This window comes from Salegentibacter sp. (assembly GCF_036568425.1).
Taxonomy (GTDB): Bacteria; Bacteroidota; Bacteroidia; order Flavobacteriales; family Flavobacteriaceae; genus Salegentibacter.
The window spans coordinates 1-10,786 of the sequence record NZ_DATCSO010000052.1 but is presented as its reverse complement, the minus strand read 5'-3'; the positions used below and the strand labels follow the sequence as shown (position 1 = coordinate 10,786).

The 10,786-nt window shown below is 40.5% G+C and carries 12 protein-coding genes; 6 read left to right on the top strand and 6 right to left on the bottom strand.

The genetic code is table 11. The annotated features are described in order from the left end of the window. Nucleotides 1-37 precede the first annotated feature (37 nt). The 6 genes from ribH to VIM94_RS05260 all read left to right on the top strand — a co-directional run bounded on the left by ribH (nt 38) and on the right by VIM94_RS05260 (nt 5,484). Nucleotides 38-535: a 6,7-dimethyl-8-ribityllumazine synthase gene (gene ribH, locus VIM94_RS05285; protein ID WP_332038246.1), complete on the top strand. Its 498-nt coding sequence runs from the start codon at nt 38-40 to the stop codon at nt 533-535. A 128-nt stretch (nt 536-663) separates the two neighbouring features. Then, nucleotides 664-957 (top strand): hypothetical protein, encoded by a 294-nt coding sequence (locus VIM94_RS05280; protein ID WP_332038245.1) that lies wholly within the window; start codon nt 664-666, stop codon nt 955-957. Then, nucleotides 957-2,804: a DNA mismatch repair endonuclease MutL gene (mutL, locus tag VIM94_RS05275; RefSeq protein ID WP_332038244.1), complete on the top strand. Its 1,848-nt coding sequence runs from the start codon at nt 957-959 to the stop codon at nt 2,802-2,804. Before VIM94_RS05280 ends, mutL begins: the two co-directional genes overlap by 1 nt. Then, entirely contained in the window at nt 2,805-3,548 is a 744-nt protein-coding gene (locus VIM94_RS05270; protein ID WP_332038243.1) for a rhomboid family intramembrane serine protease, read from the top strand. Further along, on the top strand, nt 3,548-4,456 hold the full coding sequence (locus VIM94_RS05265; protein WP_332038242.1) for a rhomboid family intramembrane serine protease: 909 nt from the start codon (nt 3,548-3,550) through the stop codon (nt 4,454-4,456). Before VIM94_RS05270 ends, VIM94_RS05265 begins: the two co-directional genes overlap by 1 nt. After that, on the top strand, nt 4,456-5,484 hold the full coding sequence (locus VIM94_RS05260) for an endonuclease/exonuclease/phosphatase family protein (RefSeq protein ID WP_332038241.1): 1,029 nt from the start codon (nt 4,456-4,458) through the stop codon (nt 5,482-5,484). Before VIM94_RS05265 ends, VIM94_RS05260 begins: the two co-directional genes overlap by 1 nt. Here the strand turns inward: VIM94_RS05260 and VIM94_RS05255 are convergent. The 6 genes from VIM94_RS05255 to VIM94_RS05230 are packed head-to-tail and all read right to left on the bottom strand — an operon-like array spanning nt 5,462 to nt 10,728. Further along, nucleotides 5,462-6,124: a WbqC family protein gene (locus VIM94_RS05255; protein WP_332038240.1), complete on the bottom strand. Its 663-nt coding sequence runs from the start codon at nt 6,122-6,124 to the stop codon at nt 5,462-5,464. The two genes, VIM94_RS05260 and VIM94_RS05255, sit on opposite strands and share 23 nt — an antisense overlap. Before the next feature lies 1 nt (nt 6,125). After that, entirely contained in the window at nt 6,126-7,697 is a 1,572-nt protein-coding gene (gene lepB, locus VIM94_RS05250) for a signal peptidase I (protein WP_332038239.1), read from the bottom strand. A 49-nt stretch (nt 7,698-7,746) separates the two neighbouring features. Beyond that, entirely contained in the window at nt 7,747-8,463 is a 717-nt protein-coding gene (dapB, locus tag VIM94_RS05245) for a 4-hydroxy-tetrahydrodipicolinate reductase (protein WP_332038238.1), read from the bottom strand. Between the two features lie 2 nt (nt 8,464-8,465). Continuing rightward, nucleotides 8,466-9,065: a DUF5683 domain-containing protein gene (locus VIM94_RS05240; protein WP_414707153.1), complete on the bottom strand. Its 600-nt coding sequence runs from the start codon at nt 9,063-9,065 to the stop codon at nt 8,466-8,468. Continuing rightward, nucleotides 9,055-9,960, bottom strand: a complete 906-nt coding sequence (locus tag VIM94_RS05235; RefSeq protein WP_332038237.1) for a ParB/RepB/Spo0J family partition protein — start codon at nt 9,958-9,960, stop codon at nt 9,055-9,057. Before VIM94_RS05235 ends, VIM94_RS05240 begins: the two co-directional genes overlap by 11 nt. A 3-nt stretch (nt 9,961-9,963) precedes the next feature. Continuing rightward, complete coding sequence (locus VIM94_RS05230; RefSeq protein WP_332038236.1) at nt 9,964-10,728, bottom strand: AAA family ATPase; 765 nt, start codon at nt 10,726-10,728, stop codon at nt 9,964-9,966. Nucleotides 10,729-10,786: the final 58 nt, after the last annotated feature.

Genomic DNA, 10,786 nt, shown 5'->3' with positions numbered 1-10,786 from the left:
GTGTATTTAGGACAGGCTCAGGCTAATAACTAATTATATGGCTACTGAAGGAAAGAATCTTTCAACTTACGATAAAGACACAATCCCAAACGCGGAAGACTTCCGGTTTGGGATTGTTGTTTCAGAATGGAATGATAATATTACCGAAGCCCTCTATGACGGGGCATACCAGGCGCTAATTGAGAATGGGGTAGACCCCAAGAAGATTGCCCGCTGGAATGTACCCGGGAGTTTTGAACTGGTTTACGGCTGCAAAAAAATGCAGGAAAGCTTCGATATGCTGGACGCCATTATCGCCATTGGTAGTGTAATTCAGGGGGAAACAAAACATTTTGATTTCGTATGCCAGGGTGTCACACAAGGGATTAAAGACCTTAATGTACAAAATGATACTCCCATAATTTTTTGCGTACTTACCGATGATAATATGCAGCAGTCTATAGACCGTAGCGGGGGAAAACACGGGAATAAAGGTACCGAAGCTGCTATTGCGGCTATCAAGATGGCACAACTTCGCAAGGACTCAAGGTTCTGATGTTTTATTTTCGATACCAAACCTGAACCTGGGTCGGCACTATTATTGTGATAATCTTTAAGACACTGAGCTTCGGAATTTCGTAGCTTTTTGAGTAAATTTGATTTTTATATATAAAGCAGCCTGTTTTGAAGATTGGACTAAATAAAATAAAAAAGAATACCCGTTATAATTACACTCCCCGTTATTATAAAGGCAAGGACACCGGTAATATTTATAAGTTTGATTCTAAATTTCATAAATATAAAGAAACCACCAACGCCATAGATTTTGGTTCTCATTGGGCCGATGCGCGTAAATCCAGCCGTAACCGCGGGAACCGTGAAATTAATACCCGGGTTTTGATCATCATTGCAATCCTGCTGCTTATCTTCCTGTGGATAATAGATTTTGATTTGTCCATCTTTTCGAATGCTCGCTAATGAGTGATGTAATTCAACTTTTACCAGACCATGTAGCTAACCAGATTGCGGCCGGGGAGGTAGTGCAAAGACCAGCTTCTGTAATTAAAGAACTGCTTGAAAATGCTATAGATGCACAGGCTACGAGAATTCAGGTGGTAATCAAGGATGCTGGAAAAACCCAGATCCAGGTCGTGGATAACGGGATTGGAATGAGCCTTACCGATGCGAGGATGAGCTTTGAACGCCACGCCACCTCCAAAATAAAATCAGCTGAAGATCTATTTAGTCTTACCACAAAGGGTTTTAGAGGTGAGGCCCTGGCTTCTATTGCAGCTATTGCCCACGTAGAATTAAAGACCAAAGATGAAGAAAGTGAAGTAGGTACCATTATTAAAATTGAGGGTAGTGAAGTGAGCTCTCAGGAAGCTTGTGTGACTCCCCAGGGAACTTCCATAAGCGTGAAAAACCTGTTTTATAATATTCCGGCCCGCCGCAATTTCCTGAAATCTGATGCGGTGGAAACCCGGCATATTATTGATGAATTTCAACGGGTGGCTCTTGCTCATCCACAAATAAGTTTTGACCTTTTTCATAATGGCAGCGAATTGTTTCAGTTGCCCGAAACCAATTTCAGACAACGAATAACCAATATATTCGGAGGTAAAACCAATGAAAAACTTGTCCCCGTTAACGAGGAAACCGAGCTCGTAGAGATTTCAGGTTTTGTTAGTAAACCTGAGTTTGCCAAGAAAAGCAGGGGAGAGCAGTTCTTCTTTGTAAATAACCGCTTTATCAAAAGTCCTTACCTCAATCATGCGGTAACCGCCGCTTTTGATGGTTTACTGAAGGAGAAGTCTTATCCTGGTTATTTTCTATACCTGAAAGTGGACCCACGAAGTATTGATATTAATATACATCCTACCAAGACGGAGATCAAATTTGATGATGAACATGCACTTTATGCAATCTTGAGGAGTGCTATTAAACACAGCCTTGGCCAGTTTAATGTAGCACCGGTACTCGATTTTGAAAGGGATGCCAACTTAGATACGCCTTACGATTATAAGAACAGGGAAGCTAGCGTCCCCGGGGTGGAAGTAGACCGGGATTTTAATCCTTTCAGGCAGGAAAATAGCTCCGGGAGGAGTAAGCCCGGAACCTTCAGAAAAGAGCCGGCAGGAAAGTGGGAAAGTTTGTATTCTGGAATGCAGGATGAGCCCATAGAAAAAGAGGAGGTAAGGCATATCGAATTTGAAAGTGAAGAAGTTACTGGGAGTTTATTTGATTCTTCTGAATCAGAACCGGAAAAATCCACCTTTCAGCTTCAGAAAAAATATATCGTAAGCACCCTAAAAAGTGGTATTCTGGTTATAGACCAGCATCGGGCGCATACCAGAATACTCTATGAAGAATTGCTGAAAAACATTACGGTTTCGGCAGCGGTGAGCCAGCAATTATTATTTCCGCTGAGGCTTCAGTTTTCTTCCCACGAGATGGAAATGCTCGGGGAAATAAAAGAATCGCTGGAACAAACCGGATTTGTATTTTCCTCCTTGGAAAGAGATTCCGTAGAAATATCGGGGATACCTACTTTAATTTCTGAGAGCGAAGTAGAGATGTTGCTGGAGCAACTGTTTTCAGATTTGGAAAATGAAGTGCCCAACAATGGCTTTTCTCAAACCGATTTACTGGCAAGATCGCTGGCTAAAGGAATGGCGGTGAAATCAGGGATGCTGTTGAACAATACCGAGCAACAACATATCGTTAACCGTTTGTTTGCCTGTAAGGAACCGAGTCTGAGCCCCTCGAACAGATCGGTTTTTATAACCCTTACAGTAGACGAACTGGATAAAAAATTTATGTAAATGGGAAGAATTACAGAGACGGTTAAGGTCCTTTTAATAATTAATATAATCTTCTTTATTGGGAGTCAGTTCTTAGGAAATTATGCCTATCAACTATTCTCCTTATGGTTTGTTGAAAATGAAAATTTCAGGATCTGGCAGGTGCTGTCTCATATGTTTATGCACGGCGGGCTCACTCATATTCTGTTTAATATGTATGCACTATGGGCTTTTGGCGGACCTATTGAGCAAATGCTGGGGCAGAAAAAATTTCTGTTCTTTTACTTTTCAGCCGGGCTGGGAGCCGCTTTATTGCATACCTTAGTGAATTACTTTGAATATCAGACCGGCTATAATGCGCTACTTGATGCCGGAATGACGATGGGGGAAGTAGAAAATATGTTGAAAACCGGGGAGTATTCTACTGCCATCCTGGAATCGGTTTCCAAAGAAACGCTGCAAGATCTTTATGTGAGCTTTAATACGCCGGCGGTGGGAGCTTCAGGAGCTATTTACGGCATTCTCGTCGCTTTTGGGATGATGTTCCCAAATGTGCAGTTGTTTTTACTCTTTGTGCCGGTACCGATTAAAGCAAAGTATTTTATTCCGGCATTAATTGGGATAGACCTTTTCTCCGGTTTTACCGGATATTCGATATTCGGCGGAGGAATTGCACATTTTGCCCATGTAGGTGGAGCCCTTTTCGGGTTTATAATGATGTGGTACTGGAAGAAGAACCAGTTTAATCAAAATCGTTGGGATTAATGAAAGCTTTAGATAAATTTAAATATAAACTGCAAACCGCCACGGTAGTTGAAAAGCTTATCGCTATAAATGTACTGCTGTTTGTGTTGATGTACCTTTTTAGGACTATTGCTTTCCTGTTTCAGTTTCCTTCCAACTTTTTTATGGAATGGTTAGTATTTCCCAAAGAACCCGGAGAGTTTATTTTTAAACCCTGGAGTATTATTACCTATGCCTTTTTACATAGTGGGATATGGCATATTCTTTCCAATATGCTCATTCTTTATTTCTCCGGAATCTATTTCCTGAATTATTTTTCTCCCAAAAGGCTTTTAAATTATTTCTTTCTGGGGGTAATTCTGGGAGCATTGGTATATATGCTTAGCTATAATCTTTTTCCTGCATTCGCAGCTACGGGAAGATCTTATCTTATGGGAGCTTCAGCGGGAGTTATGGCCGTTTTGGTTGGGATTGCTACCTATATTCCTAATATGCGGGTAAGATTGATGCTTATTGGCAGCATAAAATTTTGGTATATAGCAGCCTTCCTGGTTTTGCTTGATGTTATTCAAATTCCTATGGGTAATGCCGGTGGACACCTGGCGCATCTGGGCGGGGCTTTGCTCGGTTATTTTTATACTACCCAGCTTCAGAAAGGAAATGATATTGGTGCCTGGTTTGAAAAGATCATGGATTCTTTTGCCTCTATGTTTTCATCTTCTCCCAAAAAGGCTAAGATGAAAACCGTTTATCGTAAGGGAAAAGATAATTCAGCTACCAGGAAACGCAGCACTTCGGCTACGAGGATGAACAAGAACGAGAAACAAAAACGTATTGATAATATACTCGATAAGATAAGCAAAAGTGGGTATGACAGCCTTAGCAAAGAAGAGAAAGACTTTTTGTTTAAAGCCGGAAAAGAAGACTGATGAAAAAACTCGGGTTTTTAGATAAAATTGTTTTTCTATTAAACTCCCTGGCGGCCACTGCTTTGTTATTGTCGTATTTGCTGGCCTTTATTCCGCCAAAATCTTTTCCGTTGCTTTCGGTTCTTAGTCTCGGAGTACCGGTGTTAATCATACTAAACCTTGTATTTTTTGTTTACTGGCTAATTCGATTAAAAAGACAGTTTCTCCTTTCCCTAATTGTGCTGCTTTTGGGGTTCAATTATGTTACCGGATTATATCAGTTTTCTACTGAGGAAAATCAGCAGGACGATAATCAGCTATCGGTGATGAGCTATAATGTGCGCATGTTCAATGCCTATAACTGGGTTGATGATTTTGATATTCCCGGAAAGATTACTGGCTTTGTAAATAAACAATCGCCCGATATCCTGGCAATGCAGGAATACTATATTGGCGCTTCAGGAATACGTCGCGATTATCCGCATCATTATATCAAGCTGAAAAATAAAAATGATGAGTTTGGCTCTGCGATTTTTTCAAAATACCCAATCATTAATAAGTATTCTCTCGATTTTCCACAGCAGGGGAACAATAATGCCACTTATGTAGATGTCGTGGTGAAACAGGATACTATTCGTGTTTTTAATGTTCATTTCCAGTCCCTGAATATTAAACCTGAAATTGATGAACTTCAGAAAGAAGATTCCAGAAAACTCTTTGGCAGAATAGGAGCCGGATTTGCAATGCAGCAGGACCAGGCCGAAATGTTGATGGAGGAAGTAAATAAATCACCTTTTAAAACCCTTATTGTAGGAGATTTTAATAATACTGTCTTTTCCTATATTTATGAGAAAATAAAAGCTGAGAAACGTTTTCAGGATGCTTTTCTTGAAGCAGGATCGGGATTTGGGGAGACCTTTAAGCTGAGTTACTTCCCGCTTAGAATAGATTTTTTACTCATCGAAAATTCCATAGAGGTTCAGTCGTATGAACGTTTTAAAGTAAAGTTTTCAGATCATTACCCGATTATAACCAGGCTTCAGCTCTAAAATCCTGATTTTCCAGGTATTGTAGGCTGTTAGGCCCTTCATTAAAGAGTAAATCCAGGATGCTTAAATTTGGGATAAAACCGTGTTTATTTTCAAATACCTGGGTATAAGGGGTATGTTGAAATTCAGTTTTCTGTTTTGCCTTTATCAATGAACGTAAATCAATTATATCATCAGGGGTCCTGATATATTCTGAAGTTTTGCTGATGTCAGGTTCCAGCTGAATAGATTCGGTAATAAACTCCAGGCAGGCATAATTGAAATCCATGAGGAATTTGAAGTGTTTGTGATAGAGTGGATGCAATTCATCTTCATAAAACTCAAAGAAAGGGGAGGTTTGGTAGGAAGATTTTAAAGCGCGCCAGTGCTGTTTCTGCCACTCGAATTCATTCTCTATGCGTACTTCTTTATAAAGCTGATGTTTCCCTGCCATTTTGGGTTCACCTGTAATAGCTGAGCGATGTTTAATGGGGATATTGAGCAGCAATTTTCCGTTGGAATCGTAGATGTACATCCGGTTCCTGAAAGTTTGCTTCTGGTAATTATCTTCGTTCTCAAAAACCACCTTTTCAGCTTTTGCTAATGCTACAAATTGTGAAATGGGCCCGAAATAGGCAGGGTGTAATAAAACATCCTTCATTTTAAGAATTTTCTCTTCGTTTTTTAAAGTAATTAAAAGCAAAGATTATTACCAGGAGGATAAGGAAATATGGAAGGTAAGAAACCGGCGTTCCATCACCTTTTACTGTAGTAAAAACCCGATCCCAACGTATTTTATTCATTATTCCGTTGGCATTGGCATCCCAACTCATCCAGATAAATACAGGTTTGCCTACCACATGGTTCTCCGGTACATAACCCCAGGAACGGCTATCTTCACTGTTATGACGATTGTCTCCCATCATCCAGTAATAATCCTGCTTAAAGGTGTAGGAATCTGTTGGTTTTCCATTAATCAGAACCTGAGTTCCGTTGAGGCTTAGGCTTTTTGGTTCGCCCATTTCCAAACCTTCGTAGGTTTCAATTATTTGCCTGTAGAAAGGCGCAGACTCTGCCGTTAACTCTACCTTGTCTCCTTTTTTCGGAATATAGACCGGTCCAAAATTATCGTTGTTCCAGGGTAATTTTCCGTTATTAGGGAATATCCCTTTTGAGGCTGTGCTGGAGCTGTCAATATACCGCTGGATAAAATCTACATTGGGATGATTCCGAAGGCGGTTATAGGTTTTCTCTGTTAGCGCTCTGAAGAAAAATTCGTTGTTGTTGGGATTGTAATAAAAGCCATCGGTGATATCATACTCCTCATATAGGAATCTGGGATCAAAACCCTGACCATTGGTTTTTCCTGCATACGAAAACTGGGTTCTTGCACGCTCGGGTAATTGAAGGATTTCATTGTTGACGTACAGTTCTCCATTTACTATGCGCAGGGAATCCCCGGGAATCCCAACCGCTCGTTTCACATAATTGGATTTTTTATCTATCGGTTTATCATAACGCTCCCCCGAACGATCAAAAAATTGTTTAACGGTATCTACCGGCCAGTTGAAGACTACAATATCATTCCGCTTAATCTCCTGAAAACCGGGCAAACGGGTATAAGGAATCTGTGGTTTATTGAGATACGACTTTACTCCAAGTACCGGGATAGTATCGTGCACCATTGGAAATGCTATCGCTGTTTGTGGTAAGCGAGCCCCGTAATGAAATTTGCTTACAAACAGAAAATCTCCTACCAGCAAGGTTTTTTCTAGGGAAGAGGTAGGGATAGTAAAGGGCTGCATTATATAAGAATGCACAATGGTAGCGGCAATTACAGCGAACAAAATAGAACTCACCCATTCACCTATTTCTGTCCTGGGTTTCAGGCTACGGTCTTCAATATATTTTACGTCAGTAGCATAATTAACATAGTAAATATAAAATCCCAGGGTCAGGATAACTAAAAAGGTGTCTGTAGTGCTATGTCGTCCAAAACTTCTAATGGTTTCCACCCAAATTACCGGGAACATAATAAGGTTCACAATAGGGATGAAAAGCAGAATAACCCACCACCAGGGTCGGTTGATTATTTTCATTAAGATCACTGCATTATAAACAGGAATTACAGCTTCCCAGGGCTGCCTACCTGCTTTTTTATATAATTTCCAGGTTCCCAGGAAATGGATTACCTGTATGAGCAGGAAAAACAAAAACCATTGCGTAAAGGTCATAAATGAAATGTTTTGCTTTATTAGAGCTATAAGGCCCTAAATTGTTACATTATTTTAAAATTTCGGATAGAACATCCTTCATTCTGTAGATACCTTCTTTACCTTTTAACCATTCTGCTGCGATCACCGCACCTTTAGCAAAACCCTGCCTTGAATGGGCCGTATGCTTGATTTCTATTGAATCAATTTCAGATTTATAAGAAACTGTATGGGTGCCCGGTACATTGGACTCCCGTTTGGCGTAAATAGGAATCTCATCATCTTCTGCATGATCCAGTTGCCAGGCGATCTTTTTAGGATTGTTAGCAATAATTTGCTGGGCCAGGCTAATAGCAGTGCCACTTGGCGAATCAAGTTTCTGTACGTGATGTATCTCTTCAACCTCTACGGAGTATTCTTCCAGGTTTTTCATCATTCCCGCCAGTTTTTCATTGAGTTCGAAAAACAAATTAACTCCTATGCTGAAATTGGAAGCATATAAAAAGGCAGTATCATGTTTTTCACAAACTTCAACTGCTTTATCATAATGGTCCAGCCAACCCGTAGTCCCGCTTACCACAGGAATTCCCAACTCGAAACAGGTGGTGATATTTTTAAAAGCGGCTTTGGGAACACTAAAATCTATAGCTACATCGGCGTCAAGATTGGTGAGATCGTAACTATCTATGTCTTCATCTACCTTTAAAGTAATCTTATGACCTCGATCCTGGGCAATTTCTTCAATTGTTTTACCCATTTTCCCATAGCCTAAAATCGCAATTTTCATAATCAAAAATTATAATTCAAGGAAAGTCCGTATTGTGTCTTTCCAGAAAATCTATTAAAATTCATATTTGGCAAAAGCGTTAGCTCCTCGCTAACATTAAATTGTTGCAGGTGGGCCTCTACGTTGGCATCAATGATATTCAGTGCATAAATTCCGGCAATTACCAGAATAGAAATTTCTTTGTTGCGGCGGTAAAAACGTTGGGCCCTTATTAAACCATCATCGCTAACTCTTTCCTGACCATTAACCGTAAATTCATCAACTCTTCCCGCCAGTCTGTCTTTATAGGCGTCGCGATACCTGTTAAACTCTTTATTGTTGTTGATGTAAAAATAGACCCCTATTCCAAGTCCCCCGTAGGCGATAGGGATTTTCCAATAGCTGCCATTGTAGGCCTGTCCCAGCCCCGGTAAAATTGCCGAGTAAAAAGCAGCACGTGAAGGAGCGAGAGCGTCGTAAGCTTTGTAATCCCGTTCAATTTCTTCTTTAGCTGCGGGCAGTTCCCCGGCAGGCGGGGTATCTACCATCAAGCTATCCTGGGAGAATCCCTGGAAAGAAAAAAAAATCAGCATTACTGCTGTGAAAAGATGTTTAATCTTCACCCTGGATGAGTTTTTTGATTCTATTGAAGTCTTCTTCCGATTTAAAAGGAATGCTTAGTTTCCCGCTTCCTTTCCTGGTTAATTTCACATCTACTTTTGTTCCCAGGTATTCTGAAAATTCTTTAATTCCTTTTTTATAGGTTTTAGGAACGCTGGTAGAAGTCCTGGCAGGGCTCTTTTCTTTTCCTCCGGTATTGATCTCACGAACCAATTGTTCGGTTTCTCTTACCGAAAGTGATTTCTGAAGTATTTTTTCATAAATATCCAGCTGCTGCTGAGGATCTTCAACATTGATAAGTGCACGGCCGTGGCCCATACTTAGGAAACCGTCCCGCATTCCTGTTTGAATGATTGGATCAAGCTTCAATAAACGAAGATAATTCGCAATGGTAGAGCGGTTTTTACCAACCCGCTCACTAAGTTGTTCCTGGGTGAGATTGATCTCATCGATTAGTCGCTGATAGGAAAGCGAAATCTCAATAGGATCCAGATCCTGGCGCTGTATATTTTCAACCAAAGCCATTTCCAGAGACTCCTGATCGTTGGCGATCCGGATATACGCCGGAATGGTTTTTAACCCAACAATTTTGGAAGCTCTGAATCGGCGTTCTCCCGATACTAGCTGATATTTATTAAAATCCAGCTTTCTAACAGTAATCGGTTGAATTACTCCTAATTCATTGATGGAGGAAGCGAGTTCCTTTAGAGAATCTTCATTAAAACTGGTTCGTGGCTGAAATGGATTCACCTCAATGGCCTCCAGTTCAAGTTCCACAATATGGCCTACCAGTTTGTCAGCGTTCTTGTCTTCTGCAGATTGTATATCGTTTTGCGGATCTTTCAGCAGCGCCGAAAGTCCTCTTCCTAAAGCTTGTTTCTTGGTAGCTTTCGCCATTTTCTATGAGTTTTTCTTTATAATTTCATGTGCCAGACTCAAATAATTGCTGGCTCCCTTACTGCCCGCATCATAATTAATGATACTTTCTCCGTAACTGGGGGCCTCACTTAAACGAACATTCCTTTGAATGATTGTATCAAAAACCATTTCTCCAAAATGCTTCTGAACCTCTTCTACCACCTGATTTGATAGTCTCAACCTGGAATCATACATCGTAAGCAGAAGACCTTCAATATCCAGTTTATTATTATGGATCTTTTGAACGCTTTTTATGGTGTTCAGTAGCTTCCCGAGACCTTCCAGGGCAAAATATTCACATTGGATTGGGATCACCACAGAATCTGCCGCAGTTAAAGCATTCAGGGTTAATAAACCAAGGGAAGGAGCACAATCGATAAGAATATAATCATATTTTTCCTTGAGTGGAGTAATGGCTTTTTTAAGCATAGACTCCCTGTTTTCCTGGTCTACAAGTTCAATTTCTATCGCTACCAGGTCTATATGGGCAGGAATAATATCCAGATTGGGAGAATTGGTTTGCATTATAGCCTCCTCCGGAGAAATAGAATGCTCCAGGAGTTGATAGGTGCCTAACTCAACTTCTTCCACGTCGATTCCGAGTCCGGAGGTAGCATTCGCCTGCGGGTCGGCGTCTATTAATAAAACTTTCTTTTCAAGTACCCCAAGTGAGGCCGCAAGGTTCACCGAAGTTGTGGTTTTTCCCACGCCGCCTTTCTGGTTGGCAATAGCAATGATTTTACCCATTAATTACGTTCAATTTTTAAAAGGTAAAAATACAATTTATTATAGGTTTATGAAATCA